The organism is Enterococcus sp. AZ179 (assembly GCF_050498885.1).
GTDB classification, from domain to species: domain Bacteria; phylum Bacillota; class Bacilli; order Lactobacillales; family Enterococcaceae; genus Enterococcus_D; species Enterococcus_D entomosocium.
In genome coordinates, this window is sequence record NZ_JBMHEO010000002.1 from 17,093 (window position 1) to 39,342 (window position 22,250).

Annotated in this window: 20 protein-coding genes; 14 read left to right on the forward strand and 6 right to left on the reverse strand. The window is 43.2% G+C overall.

Annotated elements, in window-relative coordinates; all coding sequences use genetic code 11:
* Positions 1-80 precede the first annotated feature (80 nt).
* The 5 genes from IGI88_RS16855 (at position 81) to IGI88_RS16875 (ending at position 4,275) form a co-directional block, all read left to right on the forward strand.
* Entirely contained in the window at positions 81-833 is a 753-nt protein-coding gene (locus IGI88_RS16855; RefSeq protein WP_016621204.1) for an IclR family transcriptional regulator, read from the forward strand.
* A 110-nt stretch (positions 834-943) separates the two neighbouring features.
* Positions 944-1,591 carry a bifunctional 4-hydroxy-2-oxoglutarate aldolase/2-dehydro-3-deoxy-phosphogluconate aldolase gene (locus IGI88_RS16860; RefSeq protein ID WP_016621203.1) on the forward strand — a complete coding sequence of 216 codons (648 nt, stop codon included), beginning with the start codon at positions 944-946 and terminating at the stop codon, positions 1,589-1,591.
* Between the two features lies 1 nt (position 1,592).
* Positions 1,593-2,591, forward strand: a complete 999-nt coding sequence (locus IGI88_RS16865; protein ID WP_244733501.1) for a sugar kinase — start codon at positions 1,593-1,595, stop codon at positions 2,589-2,591.
* 12 nt (positions 2,592-2,603) lie between these two features.
* A complete protein-coding gene (kduI, locus tag IGI88_RS16870; protein ID WP_005229915.1) occupies positions 2,604-3,446 on the forward strand; it encodes a 5-dehydro-4-deoxy-D-glucuronate isomerase in 843 nt (280 codons plus the stop codon).
* A 22-nt stretch (positions 3,447-3,468) separates the two neighbouring features.
* Positions 3,469-4,275, forward strand: a complete 807-nt coding sequence (locus IGI88_RS16875; protein WP_005229917.1) for a gluconate 5-dehydrogenase — start codon at positions 3,469-3,471, stop codon at positions 4,273-4,275.
* Positions 4,276-4,533: 258 nt separating this feature from the next.
* Here IGI88_RS16875 and IGI88_RS16880 read toward each other — a convergent pair whose 3' ends face one another.
* The 5 genes from IGI88_RS16880 to IGI88_RS16900 form a co-directional block, all read right to left on the reverse strand.
* Positions 4,534-5,205, reverse strand: coding sequence for a rhamnogalacturonan acetylesterase (locus IGI88_RS16880; RefSeq protein ID WP_016621185.1), 672 nt, complete (start codon positions 5,203-5,205; stop codon positions 4,534-4,536).
* A gap of 10 nt (positions 5,206-5,215) precedes the next feature.
* Positions 5,216-6,604 (reverse strand): glucuronate isomerase, encoded by a 1,389-nt coding sequence (gene uxaC / locus IGI88_RS16885; RefSeq protein ID WP_086372815.1) that lies wholly within the window; start codon positions 6,602-6,604, stop codon positions 5,216-5,218.
* A 20-nt stretch (positions 6,605-6,624) separates the two neighbouring features.
* Entirely contained in the window at positions 6,625-8,136 is a 1,512-nt protein-coding gene (locus IGI88_RS16890; protein ID WP_429960064.1) for a UxaA family hydrolase, read from the reverse strand.
* A 12-nt stretch (positions 8,137-8,148) separates the two neighbouring features.
* Positions 8,149-9,552 carry a tagaturonate reductase gene (locus IGI88_RS16895; RefSeq protein WP_429960063.1) on the reverse strand — a complete coding sequence of 468 codons (1,404 nt, stop codon included), beginning with the start codon at positions 9,550-9,552 and terminating at the stop codon, positions 8,149-8,151.
* A gap of 70 nt (positions 9,553-9,622) precedes the next feature.
* The gene (locus IGI88_RS16900) at positions 9,623-10,603 is read right to left on the reverse strand and encodes a LacI family DNA-binding transcriptional regulator (RefSeq protein WP_429960062.1); all 981 of its coding nucleotides are present in this window, start codon (positions 10,601-10,603) and stop codon (positions 9,623-9,625) included.
* 162 nt (positions 10,604-10,765) lie between these two features.
* Between IGI88_RS16900 and IGI88_RS16905 the strand changes: the two genes are divergently transcribed.
* Positions 10,766-12,979, forward strand: coding sequence for an AraC family transcriptional regulator (locus IGI88_RS16905; RefSeq protein ID WP_429960061.1), 2,214 nt, complete (start codon positions 10,766-10,768; stop codon positions 12,977-12,979).
* A gap of 62 nt (positions 12,980-13,041) precedes the next feature.
* Here the strand turns inward: IGI88_RS16905 and IGI88_RS16910 are convergent, their stop codons facing one another.
* On the reverse strand, positions 13,042-13,929 hold the full coding sequence (locus tag IGI88_RS16910) for a carbohydrate ABC transporter permease (RefSeq protein WP_008381527.1): 888 nt from the start codon (positions 13,927-13,929) through the stop codon (positions 13,042-13,044).
* A gap of 259 nt (positions 13,930-14,188) precedes the next feature.
* On the opposite strand from IGI88_RS16910, the gene IGI88_RS16915 reads away from it, so the two are divergent.
* From IGI88_RS16915 to IGI88_RS16950, 8 genes are all read left to right on the forward strand, one after another.
* A complete protein-coding gene (locus IGI88_RS16915) occupies positions 14,189-15,157 on the forward strand; it encodes an ABC transporter permease (RefSeq protein ID WP_008381525.1) in 969 nt (322 codons plus the stop codon).
* Positions 15,158-15,172: 15 nt separating this feature from the next.
* A complete protein-coding gene (locus IGI88_RS16920; protein WP_005236490.1) occupies positions 15,173-15,850 on the forward strand; it encodes a YesL family protein in 678 nt (225 codons plus the stop codon).
* Between the two features lie 166 nt (positions 15,851-16,016).
* Complete coding sequence (locus tag IGI88_RS16925; RefSeq protein ID WP_086332292.1) at positions 16,017-17,138, forward strand: glycoside hydrolase family 88/105 protein; 1,122 nt, start codon at positions 16,017-16,019, stop codon at positions 17,136-17,138.
* Positions 17,135-18,451, forward strand: a complete 1,317-nt coding sequence (locus tag IGI88_RS16930; protein WP_086332293.1) for a glycoside hydrolase family 28 protein — start codon at positions 17,135-17,137, stop codon at positions 18,449-18,451. Before IGI88_RS16925 ends, IGI88_RS16930 begins: the two co-directional genes overlap by 4 nt.
* Complete coding sequence (locus tag IGI88_RS16935) at positions 18,448-19,338, forward strand: dienelactone hydrolase family protein (protein WP_086332294.1); 891 nt, start codon at positions 18,448-18,450, stop codon at positions 19,336-19,338. The genes IGI88_RS16930 and IGI88_RS16935 overlap by 4 nt, the downstream gene beginning before the upstream one ends.
* The gene (locus tag IGI88_RS16940; protein WP_086332295.1) at positions 19,299-20,216 is read left to right on the forward strand and encodes a pectinesterase family protein; all 918 of its coding nucleotides are present in this window, start codon (positions 19,299-19,301) and stop codon (positions 20,214-20,216) included. Before IGI88_RS16935 ends, IGI88_RS16940 begins: the two co-directional genes overlap by 40 nt.
* On the forward strand, positions 20,213-20,659 hold the full coding sequence (locus IGI88_RS16945; protein WP_086332296.1) for a DUF4064 domain-containing protein: 447 nt from the start codon (positions 20,213-20,215) through the stop codon (positions 20,657-20,659). The genes IGI88_RS16940 and IGI88_RS16945 overlap by 4 nt, the downstream gene beginning before the upstream one ends.
* Positions 20,656-22,248: a glycoside hydrolase family 43 protein gene (locus tag IGI88_RS16950; protein WP_429960060.1), complete on the forward strand. Its 1,593-nt coding sequence runs from the start codon at positions 20,656-20,658 to the stop codon at positions 22,246-22,248. The genes IGI88_RS16945 and IGI88_RS16950 overlap by 4 nt, the downstream gene beginning before the upstream one ends.
* The last annotated feature ends 2 nt before the right edge of the window (positions 22,249-22,250 follow it).

Sequence of the window (22,250 nt, forward strand, 5' to 3'; positions counted from 1 at the left end):
ATGCTGATATATAGGAAAAAAGATTGTGCATTTCCTAAAAAGATATTATAATTTCTTATATAGAAAATAAAGGTGGAGAAATGATGACACAAAAACCATATGGAACCGTACTACTAAAAGCAGCAACCATTTTAGATTACCTCGCAGAAGCGCCAAGTAAACCATTGCAAGAAATTTCAGAAGCAACGAAACTGACCCCATCCACAGCTTTGAAAATATTGGAAACGCTACAAATGATCGGCTATGTCAAACGCGACAAAGAGAAGAATTATCGCTTAGGGTCTAAGCTGATCAAGTATGCGAATCAAAACATTCAAGAGCTTGATTTAGTGGAAATCAGCTTGCCATACTTGGAAGCATTGCAGAAAACGGCGGATGAAACGATCCACTTAGGGGTCTTGACCGCCAATGAGATTCTTTATGTCAATAAATTGGAGCCTCAGAATCAAACGATCCGCATGTCTTCAAAAGTAGGAATCACAAGACCGTTGTATAGCTCTGCCATGGGGAAAGCCGTTTTAGCGGAGTTTGATGCCCCTCAAGTAGAGGAGTACTTGGCAGCAACGCCTTTAACCGCTTATACCGAAAATACCATTACAAATCAGTTGAAGTTGAAGAAAGAATTGGAACAGGCAAAAGCGAACCAAGTAGCCTTTGATGATGAAGAAATGGAACAAGAAATCTATTGCATCGGCGCCTCACTGATAAAAGATCAGGAGATCGTTGGGGCGTTTTCTATCAGCCTACCGAAATACCGCTTGACCCCAGAATACAAAACGACATTGATCGATGCGATTATTGCGACAAAACAACAAATTGAACAAGCGTTATAAACTTTTTAATGGAAAGCCCTTGCAAATAAAAACGAGAACGGTATAATGAACGTGTAAGTTTCTTTATAATAAATACCATTTTCCAAATAGGAAATAAGTGGAGGGTCTTAATGAAAAAAGTAGCGAATTTAATGAAACTAAAGGAAAGCGGTGTGATCGCTGTTGTACGTGGCGCTTCAAAAGAAGAAGCACTACAAGCAAGTAAAGCGATCGTTGCAGGGGGGATCACCGGCATTGAGTTGACTTTTACAGTGCCTCAAGCGGCGGATGTAATCGCTGAATTAGTAGCAACCTTCAAAGAGAATCCAGAGGTAGTTGTTGGTGCGGGGACCGTTCTTGATGCAGTGACCGCCCGCTTAGCGATCATGGCAGGAGCAGAATATGTCGTCAGCCCAACCTTTGATCAAGAAACGGCTGAATTATGTAATTTATATCAAATCCCGTATCTGCCTGGTTGCATGACCATTTCAGAAATGAAGGACGCCTTAAAAGCAGGCGCAGATATCATTAAACTATTCCCGGGTAGTGCGTATGGACCAAGTATCATCTCGGCCTTCAAAGCGCCATTGCCACAATTAAACATTATGCCGACCGGTGGTGTCAGCTTAGACAACATGCAAGAATGGTTTGCAGCGGGTGTTGTAGCCGTTGGTGTAGGGGGGAATTTGTTAGCGCCAGCAGCAAGTGGGGATTTTGACAAAGTAACAGAAGTAGCGAAACAATATGCGGCAAAATTAAAAGAGATTCGAGGAAAGTAAGATGGCAAACATTCTGACACTAGGAGAAATCATGTTGCGTCTATCGACAACGTTAGGCGACCGAATCGCCCATAGTTCGACGTTTGCTGCCCATTATGGTGGCGGGGAAGCCAATGTTGCGATTTCCTTGGCAAATTTTGGTCATCACGTTTCTTTTGCTAGTAAAGTGCCGGAAAATGCTTTAGGAGATGCCGTTTTTCATCATTTACGAAGCTATGGCGTCGATTGTCGTCACTTGCTTCGTGGCGGTTCCCGACTAGGTACTTACTATATTGAAACCGGTATCGGGGAACGAGCAGCGCGAGTGGTTTATGATCGCGCAGGCTCTAGCTTTGCTCAAATGAAAGAAAATGAGTGGCAATCTGACCTTTTTGATGGGATTGACATTGTTCACCTTTCAGGGATCACGCCCGCTCTTTCATCGACTTGGCAGACGCTTTTACTGACGTTGATCAAAGAAGCGAAAGCAGCTGGTTGTAAAATCAGTTTCGATATCAATTATCGTGGAAAGCTGTGGACGACCGCTGAAGCGCACGACTTTTTGCAAGAAGTGCTCCCCTATGTCGATTATTGCTCGGCAGGACAGTTAGATGCCCAAGTCTTTATGGATGTAGCAGCTCCAACAGAGGAAGTCGAAGATGACTACTATTATCAAGAAATGCATCGGAAATACCCAAATATCCAGCTCTTTTACTCAACTAGTCGTCAGGTGCTCTCAGCAAGTCACAATCAATTGACAGGAAGCCTATGGCATAACGGCAATTATGTCGTTTCTGCTACCCATGAGATCAATCCAATCGTTGATCGCGTCGGAGGTGGCGATGCCTTTTCAGCTGGTATCCTACATGGTCTTGTCACGAAGAAACAAGACCAAGAAATCATTGATTTTGCAACTGCCGCATCTGCTTTGAAACATACGATCCATGGCGACTGTAATCAGTTTAGCGCCAATGAGATACAAGAATTTATTGCAACAGGTTCAGGAAAAATTATCCGATAGGAGGAATAAAACATGCAACACATGGAAACACGCTATACCCATAGTCCACTTGATATTCGTCACTATAGTACCGAGGAATTACGCAGAGAATTTTTGGTAGAGAAAATTTTCACACCAGGACAAATCATGCTGACCTATACCCACAATGATCGGATGATCTTTGGCGGAGTGACACCGACAGAAGAAGCGTTAGAAGTGCAATTAAGCAGCGAATTAGGGGTGGAATACTTCTTAGAACGTCGCGAATTAGGCGTCATCAATATTGGAGGACCTGGTGCGATCACGATCGATGGCCAAAAAGAACCAATGAAAAAACAAGACGGTTACTATATCGGCAAGGAAACCAAACAAGTTTTGTTCCACTCAGATGATCCAGCAAATCCAGCGAAATTCTATCTATCTTGCGTGCCAGCACATAAGAAATACCCAAATGTAAAAATCAGTATCGATCAAGTCACACCAATGGAGACTGGCGAAGGCTTGACATTAAATGAACGGAAAATTTATCAATACATTCACCCAAATGTTTGTGAAAGCTGTCAATTACAAATGGGGTACACGATCTTAGAACCAGGCAGTGCTTGGAATACGATGCCAAGTCATACCCATGAACGTCGGATGGAAGCATATGTGTATTTTGATTTTGCCAACGAAGACACAAAAGTGTTCCATATGATGGGCAAACCAGATGAAACGAAGCATTTAGTCGTTAGTGAAGAACAAGCCGTTATTTCTCCAAGCTGGTCGATCCATTCGGGTGTTGGAACCAGTAACTACTCCTTTATCTGGGCAATGTGTGGCGAAAATATCACCTATACCGACATGGATATGGTGGCAATGGACGACTTAAAATAAAAAGAAAGAGGGTTTATCAATTATGGATTTTTCAATGGATCAATTTCGTTTAGATGGTAAGATCGCCTTAGTGACAGGAGCTGTCTATGGGATCGGTTTTACGATCGCTCGTTCACTAGCAGCAGCAGGAGCAACGATCGTTTTTAACAACTTGGATCAAGAATCAGTGGATAAAGGATTAGCAAACTATCGTGAAGCAGGGATCGAAGCCCACGGTTATGTCTGCGATGTAACGGATGAAAAAGCAGTCAACGAAATGGTCAAGCAGATCGAAGAAGAAGTTGGCGTGATCGATATCTTAGTCAATAATGCTGGGATCATCAAACGAATCCCGATGTTGGAGATGTCTGCTGAAGACTTCCGCCAAGTCGTTGACGTGGACTTGAACGCTCCATTTATCGTTTCAAAAGCAGTCTTACCGTCAATGATCAAAAAAGGACATGGAAAAATCATTAACATTTGCTCAATGATGAGTGAATTGGGAAGAGAAACGGTGGCTGGTTACGCAGCGGCTAAAGGCGGCTTGAAAATGTTGACGAAAAACATTTGTGCCGAATTTGGTTCAGCAAACATCCAATGTAATGGGATCGGACCTGGTTATATTGCAACACCGCAAACTGCACCATTACGAGAGATCCAACCAGACGGTTCTCGTCACCCCTTTGATCAATTTATCGTAGCGAAAACACCTGCTGCCCGTTGGGGTGAGCCAGAAGATTTAGCAGGACCAACGGTTTTCTTAGCTTCTGAGGCATCAAACTTTGTCAATGGCCATGTCTTATATGTAGATGGCGGTATCTTGGCGTATATCGGGAAACAACCTGAATAAAACAATCAGTAGTAAGGATGGGGACGATTGCAATCGTTCCCATTTTTATGGTACAACACCCAAGAAATGCAGGTTTTTAAAAGGTAGCTTGGCGATTAATGGGTTGAAGCAAAGCAATTGCAAACAAATCTTTTAAAAAGAAGGAAAAGCAAAACGCTGTGAAGGAAAATGTTCTTCGCAGCTTTTTGCTTGAGTTGCTCTTTTTAAAATCAGGTAGCGTATTTATGTTAGGGGAAGATTCAACACGAACAATGAGTTTCAATCTAACAAAACTTGTTGTGCAAGCGGTAATGGAGCATTTGTCAAACATTTGGCAACTAATTTGGCGACGGCTGTAGCACCTTGGTTATTCAAATGCGTGTTATCCGTAATGCCGGCTGGATAATTGGGGTGCTGGTTTTTTTCTAAATGAAGAAAATAGGTTTTCGCCTGTTGTGGTTCCAGTGCTGAAAAGAACCGTTGTGTTGCGGCAAAAAGATCCAGACAGACCACATCCAAGGAGGTAGCCAAAGCACGCATTGCTTCTGGGTAAGGACCGACTGCCAAAGGATCAAGTTGCTGTTGGTCCACGTAATGCAAACGAGTGATCGAGGTCAATAGGATCGGTGTCGCTTGCTGCTGGCGTGCCGTTTGCACGAAGGTTGCTAAATTATGCTGATATTCTACAGGTGTCGTACCACGACTATCTGTTTTTTGATCGTTGTGTCCAAATTGAATCAAGAGATAATCACCAGCATATAGTTCTTTTTTTGCCTGCAACAAGCGTCCTTCTTCAATGAAGCTTTTGGAGGAACGCCCATTTTTTGCCAAGTTGACGATTTGATGCTGGGGGAGATAGCGTGAGATCTTTTCACCCCAGCCCGTTTCTGGACGAGCGCTAGGCTCTTTGATCGATGCGGTGGAATCACCGACGATGACGATTTTTTCCATTGTCTTTCTCCTAAAATTTGAAGTAGTTGTTGGCGTTTTGATAACAGACATTTTCTACTAATGGTTTTAGCTGACGAAGATCAGCAGGTGCTTCACCACGTACAACGATCTCAGCAAGCCATTCACAAAAGACGCGTCGGAAATATTCATGACGGGTGTAAGACAAAAAGCTTCTTGAATCCGTCAGCATGCCGACAAAGTTAAAGATCACACTGCCATCTGCGAATTTCGTCAATTGGTGACGCATGCCTGCGCGGGTGTCGTTATACCACCAGCCAGATCCTAACTGCAATTTATTATTGCCTTCTTGCTGGAAGCACCCCATCAAAGCGACGAGTGCATCATAGTCATTGGGATTTAAGGAGTAGAGAATCGTTTGAGGCAAATGGTCCTGCGCATCAGCAGCGTTCAATAATTTCTGCAAGTTTTGAGTCAGTGGTTGATCATTGATGCCATCGTAGCCCGTATCTGGTCCCAAGTGCTCAAACATTCGTTGATTGCAGTTACGGTACGCATGGACATGCAATTGCATCGTCCAACCATGTTCGTGATACAGCTTCATCAGTTCAACTAGAACATTGGTTTTGAAGAACGAGACTTCGTTTTCCTCCAAAGATTCTCCAGCTAATGCTTTGGCAAAAATTGCTTCAAGAGATAACTGTTCGTCCGCAGCATACACTAAAGTATCCAGCGCATGGTCAGACAAGCGGCAGTGATGCTGGTGAAAGTAGGTTACACGGTCCCGCAAGGCTGTCAAGAAAGCATCGTAGGTAGTGATCGCGTTTTCGACACTCTTTTCGAGTTTGGTAACATAGGTAAGAAAATTCGGATGGTCGATTTGTAACGCTTTGTCAGGTCGAAAGGTCGGCAAGACCCGAAAACGTTGCTCTGTTTGGCTTAATTGGTGATGATAGTGAAGATCATCGACTGGATCATCTGTGGTGCAAACGATCTCGACTTTACTGCGAGCAATCAAAGCTCTTCGGGTAAAGTCTTTTTGCTGCAATTTTTCGTTGCATAGCCTCCACAAAGTTTCGGCATTTTCTTCAGTAACGGGAAGATCGATCGCAAAAAATCGCTTTAACTCTAAATGGGTCCAACTGTAAAGGGGGTTTCCCACCAATTTTGGCACTGTTTGACACCATGCCAAAAATTTTTCATAATCACTGGCATTGCCCGTAATCGCTTCTTCGGGTACGCCACAAGCGCGCATCAATCGCCACTTGTAATGATCGCCACTTAGCCATGCCTCGGTGATAGTTTTAAAGGGCCGATCCTCATAGATTTCTTTCGGGTCTAGGTGGCAGTGGTAATCAATAATCGGCAGCTCTTTGGCATAGTCATGGTAAAGGGTTTGAGCAATTTCATTTGGCAGTAAATAGTTTTCATTTAAAAACATGTCGAACCTCTTTTCTTTGGTTATAGTGTCACACCATTTTTAAAGATGGCGATCTCACGAACGTTGTTGGCTTCATTACGAGTCGGTTTTCCACTGGCAGTATCGATGATCGCTTGAATAAAGTCTTCCAGCACGACCTCCATCGGCTCTTCCAACAAGCGACCAGCGTTGAAATCCATCCAGTGGGGTTTCTTATGATAAATCTCTTGATTCGTGGCAACTTTCATGGTCGGCACATAGGCACCAAATGGCGTGCCGCGACCAGTAGTAAATAAGACGAGTTGGCAATCGGCAGAAGCCAGTGCAGAAGCGGCAACAAGGTCGTTTCCTGGACCTTCCAGCAGGCTCAAGCCTGGCTTACGGAGTTTTTCCCCATATTTTAAGACATCGACGACAGCGGAAGTCCCAGATTTTTGGGTACAGCCTAATGACTTATCTTCTAGCGTAGTGATACCGCCTGCCTTATTGCCAGGAGAAGGATTTTCATAGACCGGTTCACCGTAAGCAAGGAAATAATCTTTAAAGTCGTTGATTAGATGGAGAATTTTTTCAAAGGTTGCTTCATCTTGTGCACGCGCCATCAAGACTTGTTCAGCGCCAAACATTTCGGGTACTTCCGTCAAGACCGTGCTGCCACCTTGAGAAACTAAAAAGTCAGAAAATGCCCCCAACAAAGGGTTGGCGGTGATCCCAGAAAACCCGTCAGAACCCCCACATTTTAACCCGATCTTTAGATCACTCAAGGGAACGGCTTCTCGTTGATCCTCTTTTGCTGCTTCCAGTAATTCTTCTAATAAGCTTTCGCCGACCGCAATTTCATCGTCGCTTTCCTGTGCCACCATAAATTTGACGCGCTTTGGATCGTAGTCACCCAGGTTTTTCTTAAACTCGGGAACGGTGTTGTTCTCACAACCTAAGCCAAAGACCAAGACGCCACCGGCATTTGGATGATGCACCGCATCAATTAAAATTTGACGGGTGTTTTGATGATCTTGGCCTAACTGGGAGCAGCCGTAGGGATGTTTAAGGATCGTAATATGATCAAAAGTGCCAAGATCTGGATGATTCTTCTTGAAATTTTCAACAATGATCTCAGCGATACCATTGATACAACCAACTGTTGGCACGATCAGTAAATCATTACGAATCCCAACTTTGCCATTTGCCCGCCGGTACCCTTGGAACGTCGCAGCCCTTTTTGGATAACGGACGGGATGCAAATCAGGGGCATAGGTGTATGCTAAGGTACCAGAAAGGTTGGTTTTGACATTGTGGGTATGCAACCATTGGCCAGTTTTCACGTCAGCTAAGAGATGTCCAATGGGGTAGCCATATTTGATCACGTCTTGTGATTGAGCTAGGTCTTTGAGGGCGATTTTGTGTCCTTGCGGAATATCCTCAAAAAGGGTGATCGTTTGGTCTTCAAATGAAAGGGTCGTTTTAGCAGCTAGTGGTTTTAATGCGACTGCGACATTATCATTAGGGTGCAATTTCAATAGTTGCGCGGGTGTTTCTGTTAATGTGCTGGACATAAAGATTCTCCTTTATTTCAAACTTGGCTCAGGGGTGTCAATCGACGCAAGTAACTGGCGGGGTCCGTCTTGTTTTAGACATGCGCACATTTCATTGATTGTCGCTGTCATAAAGCTCAGGTCTGCATGCCAGAGTTGCTCATTTTTTAATAGAGTGGCGATCTGTTCTTCTGCTGGTAATTGTTTCACTTGCTGAAATATGGTTGTCACTAGGTCATCTTCTTGAAAAGGTCGAGTGAGATAGAAAGTCAGCAACCCTGCCAGTGCGGCAGTGATTCGTTTTGGTACCTGCTGGTTTTGTTGGACATAACGAGTTAAGACTGGTTGAAGACGCGCACGGAATTTTGAGACGCTGTTTAAAGCGATCGATTGCAGCTGATGCTTCACATAAGGATTTCTGAAGCGCTCTTTGATTTGTTCCGCATAAGCTGCAAGCTGCGCTTTAGGCAAATCAAGCATTGGAATCAACTCTTCCAGAAAAAGACCATCCAAAAAGGCTGCAAAATCACGGTCGTTCATTACTTCTTCAACGGTTTCTAAACCAGCTAAAAGACCGAGTGGAACCATCGCCGTATGAGGACCATTTAATAAATGTACTTTTTGTTCACGGTAAGGGGTCATATCTTCTGTCACGATCACATTCAACCCAGCTTCTTGCAAGGGAAGCTTTTCGGCTACGCCGCTTCCTTCGATCACCCAGAGCATAAAGGGTTCCGCAGTGACCATTACGGCATCCTCATAGCCAAGAATCTCTTGGTATTGTGCCACTTTATCGCGAGGATATCCTGGAACGATCCGATCGACTAAGCTGCAGCAGAAGGTGTTTTCTTTTTCTAACCAGTTGACGAAGTCTGACTCCAAAGACCATAATGCGGCATATTGTAAGACGATCTCTTTTAGTTTTTCCCCATTCCGATCGATCAATTCACAAGGAATGATCAAAAATCCCTTTTTTCGTAGTTGAAAACGACGATACAAAAGAGCGGTCAGTTTTGCGGGAAAACTGTGGGGAGGGGTATCGTGTAAGGTATCCTCTGGGTGAAACGCAATACCTGCTTCCGTCGTATTAGAAACGATGATCTCAAGTTGCTCGTCTTCGGCTAAAGCAAGATAGTCTTCCCATTGCTGATAAGGATTCAGCACTTGATCAATGGTGGAGACGACTTCAAATGTTTGAGATAAAGCGCCATCGACAAGTCCTTCTAAGATAACGGTGTAGAGATTTTCTTGTTGTGCCAACAGCTCTTTCAAGCCGTGATCAATCGGCTGTACCACAACGGCACTGCCATTAAAAAGCCCTTGTTTGTTCATTTGCTGCAGCTGCCAGTTAAAAAAGCCCCGCATAAAATTGCCTTCCCCGAATTGAATCACTCGGGCTGGATAGGTTTGATGGGGTTGTTCGGTAATTTTTTTCATAGAATCCTCCTTAAAAAATAGTTATGCACACGTTAACATTTTTGCGTAAGCGCTCTTGAAAACAAGAGGCTTACAGCGATTGACGAATGATTAACGAGGTATCAAAGAAATGTTGTTTCTCAACTACTTGATTGGCAAATGCTTGCAACAGCAGAGTTGCTGCCAATTGACTCATTTCATAGACTGGTTTGCGGATCGTTGTTAATGGGGGATACGTATAGGGAGAAAAAGAACTATCATCAAAACCGATGATACCGATCTCCTCTGGGATCTTTCGTCCTGCTTGATGACAGGCATTGATCGCACCGATCGCCATATCATCATTGGCGCAAAAAATCACTTCAGGTGGTTCAGGTAAAGCGAGTAGTTGCTGGGCACCCAGCTGACCACTTTCCAAAGAGAAGTCGCCAGCAACGAAGTATTCTTTCGGGCAGACAAGCTGCTTTTCTTGAATCGCTTTCATAAATCCTTTGCAACGCTCTCTAGCGGAACCAAAGGAAGCGATCCCTTCGATCATGGCGATCTTTCGAAAGCCTTGTTCAAGCACATAGGTGATCATTTGATAGACCCCTTGGGCATCATTACTAGTGACATTCATCAAGGTTGCATCCTGCAATTGACGATTCAAAACGACGATGGGAATGTTTTTCTTTGAAAGAGCAGCGATAAAGCCGTCATCACGATCACTTTGACTCATCACGATCGCTCCATCTAGGCGATTCGGCTCTTCATCAAATGTATCGGATTGCAATAATTCATGAACCGCCAAAGTATATTCGGATGGTAGGGTATCACTGATTCCTTTGATCACTTCGACTAAAAAGCTATCGGAAGTACCAATGGATAGATGAGAAAAATAAAGACCAATGATATAAGATTTCTGATTCACCAGACTTTTGGCATTGACATTGGGCACATAGTGTAAAGATTCAGCGATGGCTGCGATCTTCTTTTTTGTTTCTGGCTTGATTAATGGGCTATCGTTTAGCGCACGAGAAACAGTTGTATGTGAAACACCAGCGACTTTGGCGATATCTTTGATCGTGACCATAGAAAACCTTCTTCCTTTTTGCTTGATTCAAGCATAGCTTGTTCCCACGAGAATGTCAATACACCAAGGATGCACACGTGAAACATTTTTCAAAATAACATAGGAACTTTTTCTGGGATGTGCTAGTATAAAAGAAGATAGTTAGGTAATGGGAGGGAGTCTATGAAATTCTTTTTAAGCTATCATCAAATATCCAACTTGTTTTATAAAATATTTATTTTGATTTTTCTAATTGGTAGCGCTTTAATCATTGGGTTTAGTGGGGTCATTTATCATCGAACGTATCAAAACATTCAAGAAACGTTTTTGCAAAGTCAACATAATTTGGTCAACCAAGTCAAAGAAAATCTGGATCAAAAAATTCAGATGGTGGAGTATGCCTTTTCTACATATAGCAGCACGCAAAGCTTTTCCGATACGATGGAACAGCCGTTTTCCGTGACGAATTATCGACAAGTGCGCGAGATCAATTCGCAACTGGCTTACATTGGTGTGATGGGAATCGAAAACGCCAGCTACCAATTGGTGAATTTGAATCAGCATTGGAAAATCGAAGAAGGCTCCTTAAAACAGATCGATGATACTGAATTCGCTGCTTTTCAAGCGTTGATTGACAACCAACGCTACTTGTATTGGTTGCCAGAAGATGGCTATTTAAAAATGGTGATGACGCTGCCTGTTTTTCGACAGGAAACCACTGCTTTGGGGATCGCTGAAATCCAAGACCATACCATTGCGCAGTTGGTGGCAGATCATGACGATTCCTTTTTGAATATTTTTCATGCGGACGGACAACTGCTTTTCGATAATGGTGAAGTGATCGATTCTGACTTACACGAAACAATGATCGCAGCTGCCCACGACGATGGTATCTTCACTGACAAAGAAAACAATAAGTATGTGGTCACACAATCGGATTACAATCAGTGGTATCATGTGATCCGTCTGGCACCTGCCAGTGTTTCGCAAGCAATCCGTGAATTAAGAAGCGGTTTGATCGTGATTGGCAGTCTTTTGATCATCCTCTTTTTATTAGTATCCTATCGCATTGCGATCGTGGCTACCTCACCCATTAATCGGATCGGTGAGCTTTTAAAGCCCAAAAAACAAGGTCAGAAATTAGAAGTCAATCAGTTGATTTCCGATATCGACCAGGTCTTACATCAAAACCACGATCTCGCCGTCAAAGTTGAACACCAAAAGCCCGAGTTAGAATCCTTGTTTTTATTAAACTTGTTTCGCGGCTGTATCTCAGAAGCAGATAGTCACTTAAAACTGTCACAATTTGGGTATGAAGTATCCGAAACGGAACACTATGCCGTATTACTGATTCAAATCGATGATTTGTGTGGACGAGAAACAGCGACTATTGATATATTCTTGCTTGCCATCGAGAATCTCGTTTCTGAAATCATTCCGGCGAATTTGCGTTTTCAGCCAATCATCTCCAGTCAAGAAACCCAAGGAACAATTTTAAAGCTTCCTGAATCAGTTGACCAAAAACAAGTATTGACCTATTGTCAAAAGATCCATCAAGCGGCAAAAGATTACTTGAAAATCAAAATAAGTTGTGGGGTCTCACAATCCTACGACCGCCTCGTAGAAACCAAATTAGCGGTTGATAACGCTAAAGAAGCCTTGCACTATCGAATGAATTTAGGGGAAGAAGTCATTATCTTTTTTGACGACATTGCGGCACAATTAGACAATAACGCGATCGTTCAGTACCCTAGAGAAGCAGAAAGCACCTTTTTGGATGCAATGCGTAGTGGGGATCTAGCGACCATCAAAACGAGTTACACAGAAGTCGTACGCGAAATCATTCATGAAAACAAAAATCCGTTGACGATTGAAAGTGCCTTGTTTAAGTTGATCAACAGTATCGTTCAGCTAGGGCAACTCCTAGGAGCAGATCATACTAGCTTGCAGAATAGTCGTAAAGTCTATCAATCCGTGCTCAACCAAACCAGTTTGTTCAAAGTTGAGCAAATCATCTATCAAGAGTTAGTTTTACCTATCGTTGAAACGACACAAGCCAAAACAGATCGAGAAATTCGTTCCTTGTCTGAAAAGATGGTCTTGATCGTACACCAACAATACGACCAAGATCTCTCCTTAGATAGCATTGCTGAACAGTTGCATTATAATGCCAATTACTTAAGTAATGTGTTTAAAAAGGAATTATCCATCAATTTTGCCGATTACTTACAAAACTATCGATTGCAAGTCGCGAAAAAGTGGTTAAGAGAAACCGATTTGACCATCAAAGAAATCGCCGCCAACCTACAGTATACCAACTCTCAAAACTTCATCCGCTTTTTCAAAAAGAAAGAACAGATGACACCCGGAGAGTATCGCAAACGATCCAAAGATTAAAAGAAAAAAAGCGTTTTTTGATCAACGATCAAAAAACGCTTTTTTTCTTTGCTGCCTGTTGGCTACCCTTTGACGGAACCAACCATGGCACCTTTCACGAAATACTTCTGGACAAATGGATAGGCGATCAACATTGGCAAAGTCGCAACGACGATCACGGCCATTTTCACGGATTGTGCTGGGGGGACAACATCGACACTAGCGGCATCGGCGTTCATCCCGCTGGAGACAATCACGATTTGTCGAAGGAGCACTTGGATCGGCCATTTCGCTGAATCATTGATGTACAAAATCGCTGATTGATAAGTATTCCAATAACTAACAGCGTAGAACAAAGAGATCGTCGCAATCGATGGTAAGGAAAGAGGTAAGATGATACGGAAAAAGACGCCCCAATCAGAGCAACCATCCATTTTTGCTGATTCCTCTAAACTATCAGGAATCCCTTGGAAAAAGTTTCTCATAATGATCATATTATATGCACTGATGGCGCTCGGTAAGATCAGTGCCCAGAGAGAATCGATCAAGCCGAGGCTTTGTACCAAAATAAAACTTGGGATCATCCCTCCGCTAAACAACATCGTAAATACGACAATAAAATTGAAGATGCCACGTCCATGCAAATATTTTCTTGAAAGAGCATAGGCCATAAAAGAGGTCAAGATCATTGAAAGAACCGTTCCGACGATGGTCACAAAAAGGGAAACACCAATACTCGTAAAAATCGTGGGAGTCGAGAGAATATACCGGTAAGCATTTAAGCTAAATTCACGTGGGATAATGATAAATGTTCGTGTCGCAATCTCAGAAGAAGAAGCAAAGGAGCTTCCGAGAATGTTCAGAAAAGGCAAGAGACACATTAAGGTAAAGAGTAGTAGAAAACCGATAATAAATCCTTGAACAACCCGTTCACTCTTCGGGCGGTTCGTTTTTTTTAGGGTTTGTTGCATAGGAAAAACCTCCATCTTTTTTTACTTAAATAGGTATTTCCAACGTATCATGAGGCGGGGACAACGTATATAATCACTTTTACATGTTAAAAAAATCACAATCATGACAAACGTTGATAAATCAATGGTTTTCCAATTCGACCGAGAAATAATCCTAAAAAATGTATGCCTTTCCAATGCTGAGAAAATGATTATATACGTTATCTTTCTTACACGCTACCATGGGACTATCAAATCAAAAAAACTCGGAGGAACAAGTATGGAAACAAAAGTTGATAATTACTTCTCACCACTTACTGAAGAAGAACAGCGACTGCGGTTGAAAAAGAAAAAATGGGCGCAAATCAGAAAAAATCGTGCGCTCTATATTATGGTATTGCCAGGTATTTTATATTTTATTATCTTTCGTTACATTCCAATGGGCGGTTTAGTCATCGCTTTTCAAGACTACCAGCCATTCTTAGGGATCTTAGGCAGTCCCTTTGTTGGGTTTACTCATTTTATTCGGCTCTTTACTGAAGATACTTTTGTGATGTTGATGCGCAACACGCTGATCATGTTTTTCTTAAATATCACGATTTCCTTCCCTTTTCCTATTTTATTGGCGCTTATGTTAAATGAAGTAAATAACCGTCGCTTGAAAAAAAGTATCCAGACGATTATTTATTTGCCTCATTTTATGTCGTGGGTGATCGTAGTTTCAATCTTCTACGTCCTGTTGACGACTGAAGGCGGTGTGATCAATAACATGATCGAAAGTCTTGGTGGGGAACGTATCCCATTCTTAACTAGCCGTACTTGGCTACGTCCAATGTACATTTTCCAAGATCTTTGGAAAGGTGCCGGTTGGGGGACGATCGTCTATCTAGCCGCTATTACCAATGTTGATGAACAGCTTTATGAAGCTGCGGATATGGATGGGGCTGGCAAACTACGTAAAATGTGGCACATCACGTTGCCGTGTATTCGTCCGACGATTGTGACCTTAATGATTTTAAAAATCGGTTCGATCTTAGATATGGGCTTTGAGCATATGTTCCTATTAATGAACTCAATGAACCGTGAGGTTGCCCAAATCTTTGATACCTTTGTCTATACCGCCGGGATTCAAAATGGTCAATTGAGTTACTCGACAGCTGTTGGGCTGTTTAAAGGTCTTGTAGGTTTGATCCTCGTTGTTTTTGCGAATCGTTTGGCGAAAAAAATTGGGGAAGATGGTATCTATTAAGAAAGAGGGGATCATATGACGATTGAGAAAATCACGAAAATCAACGATGGGCTAACCGCGTTTTTGACCCTGATCGCCCTTCATTTTCTTTGGCTAAGTGTGACACTTCTGGGGGGAATCTTTTTGGGAATCGGACCAGCCTCGTATGCCATGATGAAATATTATGATCGCTGGCTTCGTCTTCACGAACGACCGCCTTTGATCAAAAGTTTTTTCTACTATAGTAAAGAACGGTTCCGACAATCGGTGCTGATCAGTTGGTTGTTTCTCATCATTGCAGCGATCGTGATCACCAACATATTTGCGCCATTTCCATGGTTTATCCAAGTAGCGAATGTCCTCTTTTTGATTGCGTTTCTCTTTCTATTCATGCACGTGTATACCGTCATGGCAGCCACTAACTTTGTGACCGTGTTTGAGATCCTGCGAGGGAGTGCGTTGTTAGGTTTAGGCTATCTGCATTATTCGATCATTAGTTGGTCGATTTTGATCGTTGGCTATTTAGTCCTTGGCAGCTATTTCTTGATCGGCCTCATTTTGATGGGGAGCAGCTTAGTTGGTGGTGTTTTTGCCCTTGCTGGTAAAAAAATTCTTCAAGATATCCACCCAATTGAAACAGATCAGGTGGTTTCAAAAACGGCATCGACTACGGAGCAAACCGTTGCCAGTAAAGGAGATGAGGTCATTATCTAAAGAAAACGGCTCAAAGACTTTTACTGGTCCGTGAACAAAACGGTCACTAGAAAACACCTGGAAAATAGCAGAACAAGCTGAACCCTCATGAAATACAGCCAGTAAAACGGATTCATTGAAACAGCTCTATGAATTGAGGAGACTACAATAAAAGGAAGTATCGTACATGAAGAACTATTCGGAAATTGCTTTGAACACATTATTTGAGCGCTATGACTACTTATGCAAAGAAAAAATTTATCACGGAAAATGGTCCTATGACATCGGGGTCGTTTTACAAGGCGTGAAAGAAGCCTATGAGCAAACTGGTGATAAACGCTATTTCGACTATATCCAAAACACGATGGATGTTTATATTGACGAAGACGGTTGTATCAAAAACTATCAGATGGATGCGATGAATATCGATTACATCAATAATGGTAAATGTTTATTCTTACTATACAAAGAAACAGGTGCTTCAAAATACAAGATCGCCTTGGACACGCTGTATCAACAATTACAGCAGATGCCAAGAACAAGCGAAGGCGGGTTCTGGCATAAAAAAATCTATCCATATCAAATGTGGTTAGATGGCTTATATATGGGGGCCCCATTTTTGACAGAATACGCACTGACATTTGAGAAAGAAGAAGCATTGGCAGATGTAATCAAGCAATTCACCTTATGCTTCACGCATACCCTAGATCCAAAAACGGGTCTTTTGTATCACGCGTGGGATGAACAAAAAGTCCAGCCGTGGGCAGATCCTGAGACCGGTTGTTCAAAAAATTTCTGGGGACGATCAATGGGATGGTTCATGATGGCTCTCGCAGATACGATGGTGCTATTAGGGGAATCAGAGCAGAAGAATCCATTAGAAAACATGTTTGTCTCCTGTCTAGAAGCTCTTGCTAAAGTAAGAGATCCCCAGAAAAAAGTGTGGTATCAAGTCTTAGATAAAGGCAGGGAGCGTGGGAATTATTTAGAAGCATCCGCTTCTTCAATGATTTGTTACGCAACAGCGAAAGCAGTCAAAGCAGGGATCATCGATCAAAAATGGCAAGTGTTTGCCCAAGAGACCTATCAAGGATTGCTGGACGAGTTTGTCTTTTTAACAAAAGAAGGTTGGTTGAATCTGATCAGAAACTGTGAAGTTGCTGGTCTTGGTGGACCAGATAATCGGGATGGTACGTTTGTTTACTATATCAGTGAACCCGTTATCACGAATGATTTCAAAGGATACGGTGCCTTTTTACAAGCGAGTTTACTGCTGCAACCATTAACGGAGGAAGGAAGCAAGAAATGAATATCCAATTGACTACAGCTGATTTACAAGGAAAAGAAGGTCTGTTGACAGAAGCGATTCAAGAAAAAATTGATGAATTGCATCAACAAGGAGGAGGCAGAATCACTTTTTCCGCAGGACGCTATCCGACGGGTGCGCTCTTTTTAAAAAGTAACATTGAACTGCACCTACTATTGGGGGCGACCTTAGTATTTTCTGATGATCCCAAAGACTATCCCGTCGTTTTGTCTCGCTGGGAAGGGGTCAAACGGGAAGTTTATGCCTCTTGTTTATATGCCGAGAATGCGGAAAATATCGCTGTCACAGGACTAGGAATGCTTGATGGGCAAGGGCAAAGATGGTGGAAGACCTTTCGGGAAAATCGTGAACAGCTTGCTTATCCACGACCAAAATTAATCAGTTTTGACTCTTGCCAGCAAATTACGTTGAAAGATATCCGTCTTGTCGATTCACCCAGTTGGACCGTCAATCCGATTCTTTGTCAAAATCTAACGATCGATAATCTTCGCATCAAAAATCCAGCAGATTCGCCAAATACGGATGGGATCGATCCTGAATCTTGTAAAAATGTCCGCATCAGTAACTGTCATATCGATGTTGGTGATGATTGCATCGCCATCAAATCAGGAACGGAGGACACTAAAGAACGGGTCGCTTGTGAGAATATCACGATCGTAAATTGCCATATGCTTCATGGGCATGGGGCCGTCGTTCTAGGGAGTGAGATGAGCGGCGATATTCGTAATGTCACTATTAGTAATTGTATTTTTCAAGATACCGATCGTGGGATTCGGTTGAAATCCCGTCGGGGACGTGGCGGAACGATCGAAGATATTCGAGTGAATAACATTGTGATGGATAATGTCATCTGTCCATTCACTTTAAATCTTTACTATTTCTGTGGACCGAAAGGCAAAGAAAAGTATGTTTGGGATAAAAATCCGTACCCGATCACCGAGGAAACCCCTCATTTCCGGAGAATTCATTTTGCAAATATTTCGGCTCGGAATGTCCATGCGGCCGCTGGGTTTGTTTATGGCTTGGCTGAACAATTTATTTCAGATATCACTTTCCAAGATATTGCCGTCTCTATGGCTGAGCACCCAATTCCAGGAAAGCCTGCGATGATGACAGGTATCGAAGAGATGACAAAACAAGGTTTTTATATTGGCTGTGGACGGAATATTCAGTTTGATCGTATCAATTTGGAAGGTGTAACTGAAGCGTTCCATATCGAGAATAGCCGGGAAATCACCGTCACACAGTCATTTGAGAATCGTCAGCCTCTGGCATTTCAAGGAGATTTTTTGTGAGGGATCCTCAGTTACTTCAGCTGCTAGGTCCTGATATGAAAGTTGCACCACAAGTGGTTCAGCAAACAAAAGAGCAGGTGCAAAATTATACCTTGGAACATTTACTTCTACGATTAAATCAAGAAGAGGATGTCCCTGCATACTTTGCTTATCCTAGCTCTCAGCAACCGGTTCCACTCGTTTTGTTCAATCATTCTCATGGCGGCGACTTCACGATGGGGAAAGAAGAACTGCGACAAAGTCCGCCGTATATGCAAAAAGAAAGCCTATTCGCTGCATTTATGAAGCTGGGCGTCGCCGTTGGGGTGATCGACATGTGGGGCTTTGGCGAACGAAAAAACGGTGAGAATGATAGCTACAAGCGGTTTCTGTTGCAAGGCAAAACATTATGGGGACAACGAATCTATGACAATCAACAGTTTTTAACCTATCTTGCTTCCCGTAAAGAAGTGAAACATTCCGCTATCGCCACATTGGGACTTTCTATGGGGGGCTTGATGAGCTGGTGGTTGGCAGCGCTAGATGAACGGATATCAGTGGTGGTGGACATGGCAGCACAAGTGGACTATCAAACATTGATCGAAGAGGACCGTCTAAGCAAACATGGGTTTTACTATTATGTTCCTAATGTGTTGAAAGACTTTACGACTGCGGCGATCCAAAAACAGATCGCACCACGCCCGCGTTTGAGTTTGGTTGGCAAAGAGGATCGTGGCTGCCCCTCAAGCGGCGTCGCTCGTTTGGATCAGCAGGTCGGGCAGCATTATGAAGCAATAGGCTACAAGGAGCATTGGCAGGCGTGTTGCTTGCCAGGCGGTCATGAAGAAACCAAGGAGATGAGAGCGCAGTGGATCGAATTTCTAAAACAGCACCTCCTATCAAGCTAAAGGTTAGTAAAGAGCCGCAAAAGGGTGATTTTACGAGTATCCAAGCAGCCGTGCTGGCTGCTGAAGCCTTAAAAGCACCTTGTGAAATCACGATCGCCTCTGGCGTGTATCAAGAACAGGTGAAAATCTATAAGAACCAGCTTACGTTGATCGGGGAACCTAACACGTTCTTATGCTACCACTTGGCTGCCGAGCAAACCGATGAAAATGGGCAAAAAAGAGGAACGTTTCAAACAGCGACGCTCTTTATCAATAGCCGAGAAGTCTTTGTAAAAAACCTGACCATCATCAATGACGCAGGGTATGGGCAAGCAGTCGGGCAAGCAGTTGCCGTCTATATCGAAGGGGATGACATTCGCTTCGAACGCTGTCATCTCGATGCTTTTCAAGATACCTTGTGTCTGGGTCCATTGCCAAAATATACCAAAGAAGGCGAACCAATGATCAGTCCTTGGCGAAAAACAATCTTTGACCAACAACAGAGTTTGTTTTTGCATTGCAGGATCAGTGGAACAGTCGATTTTATTTTTGGCGGTGGTTCCGTCACCTTTGAAGAGTGTCGCCTGCATTGTAAAAATACACCACAAACGAACTACGTAACTGCTGCCTCAACTAGCAAACAAGCAAGCGGGTTAACCTTCGATCGGTGTCGGGTGACAGGGGACAAAGCCTACTATCTAGGCCGCCCTTGGCGCAATGAAGCCAAAGTAACCTTTTTATCCTGCTGCTTTGATCAACAGCTCGCCCCTTGCGGATGGTCTGATTGGGGAAAAACAGCAAGCCACCAAACGGTCACATTCACGGAGCGAATGTGTTGTTACCAAAGAAGTCCCCAACGTCCTGAATGGGTGACTCTTGAAGGAGTGATAGAAAAATGAGCAAGGCAAAATGGTCTGGCTGGATCGGGATGGTTCTCGCTCTGGTGTTGATGGGCGGCTTTTCCTTGGCGATCAATCAAATGACTGTCCAGCAGTTCGAAGAGATCTTTCAACGTGCGTTTCCCACTATACTGAATCAAATGACGGCAGAAGCAGCATTGGCGCAATTTCAAACACTCGGCGCTTGGTTTGGCTTCACGCTGTTGGCACTCCTGATATTGGTTTCAGTGGCGACGATGCTGGTTCGCTATCGTAATTATCGAAAGCAATCTTGTGCTATTTATTTTTTGACTGGTGTCGTGACATTGATTGGTAGTCAAATGATCGCTTTTCCGATTGCCTTTTGTTTCTTTTTAGCGGCGGGTTTTTGTTTTCTCCATCGCGATGACGGACACAAGAAAAAAACAACGGACGCAGTCAGCAAACAAGGAGGGGTTGCATGAAGGCAATAATCAATAATCCGATTTTAAGAGGGTTTCATCCTGATCCGAGTATTTTAAAAGTCGAGGATACTTATTATTTAGCGGTTTCTTCCTTTGAGTGGTTGCCAGGAATTCGGGTCTACTGTTCTCAAGATCTAGTCAATTGGTCCCATGAAACAGATATTCTGACCAATCAAGTGGATTTATTAGGCAACGCAGCAAATTGCAGCATTTGGGCACCGCAAATCAGCTACGCAAACGGACAATACTATTGTGTCTATACAAATGTTCGCAACACGAAACGCCCCTTCAAAGACTGTCGAAACTATCTCATCACGGCTCCTACGATTCATGGGCCATGGTGTGAGCCCATTTACTTAAATGGTAGTGGCTTTGATCCGTCCTTGTTTCATGATCAAGAGGGGCGTATCTGGTTATTGAATGCGCTTTGGGATTATCGTAAGGATACACCAAATAAATCGGTGGGGATCGTGCTCCAAGAATACTCTGAAGCACAAGGGTGCTTGATCGGTGACAGAGTGCCAATTTTTTCTGGAACCCAGCTGGCGAAGACTGAAGCACCGCATCTTTATTACCACAATGAGTGTTATTACTTACTGACGGCAGAAGGAGGAACGGGTGCAGGTCATGCGGTAACAGTTTGTCGTAGTAAAACCATCACTGGACCTTATGAAGTAGATCCGCATTTTCCCATGATGCGTGCCTATCAGCGCGAAGATTCCCCTTTTCAATGTACAGGTCATGGCAGTTTGACGATTGCGCCATCAGGAGAATGGGTCATGAGCTATTTGATGACTCGGCCAGTAGAAGGGGCAGCGATCCTTGGACGAGAGACAGCACTCCAAACTGTCTATTGGGATCACGAAGGATGGCTGCGTCTTAGCAATAACGATACGATCCCAGATCAAACCATCAGGCTCGCTAGCGACGCTCAGAAGCAAAGGGCATCATCTGCTGTTTTTATTGATGACTTTAAAGGATCGTTGCAAAAAGCATGGAACGGTAGGCGATTGCTGCCCAATGAAGAGTGGTGCAATCTGAGTGAGCGACCAGGGTATTTGCGATTGATCGGCGGAGAATCGATGCAATCGAACTTTCATAAGCACTTATTGGCGATTCGTCAACAAGACGTTTGTTTTGAAGCTGAAACAGTGATGGAATACCACCCCCAATCGTTCAATCAGATGGCTGGATTGTCGCTTTTCTTAAATGAAGAAAACTATTTGTTTTTCTACGTAACCTATGATGAAAAAGAAGACAAGGTCCTTCGGTTGCTGCGGTGTTGTGAAGGAGAATTTCACTTGTTCCCAGATAAATTGCCCCTCGCTGCTGCAAGTGAGCCGATCGGATTGAAAGTAGTCGGTTCTTATCTAGAAGCAGAATGGTTCTATCGGCAATCACAAACGTGGCATCCCTTTAAAAAGCAAAACATCCAGTTCTTGTCTGGTGGTTTTACAGGGAATTTCATTGGAATCAGTGCCCATGATCTAGATCACTTTGCTGGAAGCTATGCCGATTTTACGTACTTTAAGTATCAAGGGAAAGATCCGCTCGATGATGATTCCCTAAAAATAGAGAAAGAAGGGTAACG

Bases quoted from the DNA above. Each gene is read 5' to 3' on its own strand.
- IGI88_RS16860 (WP_016621203.1), top strand. From the start codon at position 944: ATGAAAAAAGTAGCGAATTTAATGAAACTAAAGGAAAGCGGTGTGATC.
- IGI88_RS16895 (WP_429960063.1), bottom strand. From the start codon at position 9,552: ATGAAAAAAATTACCGAACAACCCCATCAAACCTATCCAGCCCGAGTG.
- IGI88_RS16905 (WP_429960061.1), top strand. From the start codon at position 10,766: ATGAAATTCTTTTTAAGCTATCATCAAATATCCAACTTGTTTTATAAA.
- IGI88_RS16855 (WP_016621204.1), top strand. From the start codon at position 81: ATGATGACACAAAAACCATATGGAACCGTACTACTAAAAGCAGCAACC.
- IGI88_RS16890 (WP_429960064.1), bottom strand. From the start codon at position 8,136: ATGTCCAGCACATTAACAGAAACACCCGCGCAACTATTGAAATTGCAC.
- IGI88_RS16925 (WP_086332292.1), top strand. From the start codon at position 16,017: ATGAAGAACTATTCGGAAATTGCTTTGAACACATTATTTGAGCGCTAT.
- IGI88_RS16865 (WP_244733501.1), top strand. From the start codon at position 1,593: ATGGCAAACATTCTGACACTAGGAGAAATCATGTTGCGTCTATCGACA.
- kduI (WP_005229915.1), top strand. From the start codon at position 2,604: ATGCAACACATGGAAACACGCTATACCCATAGTCCACTTGATATTCGT.
- uxaC (WP_086372815.1), bottom strand. From the start codon at position 6,604: ATGTTTTTAAATGAAAACTATTTACTGCCAAATGAAATTGCTCAAACC.
- IGI88_RS16930 (WP_086332293.1), top strand. From the start codon at position 17,135: ATGAATATCCAATTGACTACAGCTGATTTACAAGGAAAAGAAGGTCTG.
- IGI88_RS16900 (WP_429960062.1), bottom strand. From the start codon at position 10,603: ATGGTCACGATCAAAGATATCGCCAAAGTCGCTGGTGTTTCACATACA.
- IGI88_RS16950 (WP_429960060.1), top strand. From the start codon at position 20,656: ATGAAGGCAATAATCAATAATCCGATTTTAAGAGGGTTTCATCCTGAT.
- IGI88_RS16875 (WP_005229917.1), top strand. From the start codon at position 3,469: ATGGATTTTTCAATGGATCAATTTCGTTTAGATGGTAAGATCGCCTTA.
- IGI88_RS16945 (WP_086332296.1), top strand. From the start codon at position 20,213: ATGAGCAAGGCAAAATGGTCTGGCTGGATCGGGATGGTTCTCGCTCTG.
- IGI88_RS16920 (WP_005236490.1), top strand. From the start codon at position 15,173: ATGACGATTGAGAAAATCACGAAAATCAACGATGGGCTAACCGCGTTT.
- IGI88_RS16915 (WP_008381525.1), top strand. From the start codon at position 14,189: ATGGAAACAAAAGTTGATAATTACTTCTCACCACTTACTGAAGAAGAA.
- IGI88_RS16910 (WP_008381527.1), bottom strand. From the start codon at position 13,929: ATGCAACAAACCCTAAAAAAAACGAACCGCCCGAAGAGTGAACGGGTT.
- IGI88_RS16880 (WP_016621185.1), bottom strand. From the start codon at position 5,205: ATGGAAAAAATCGTCATCGTCGGTGATTCCACCGCATCGATCAAAGAG.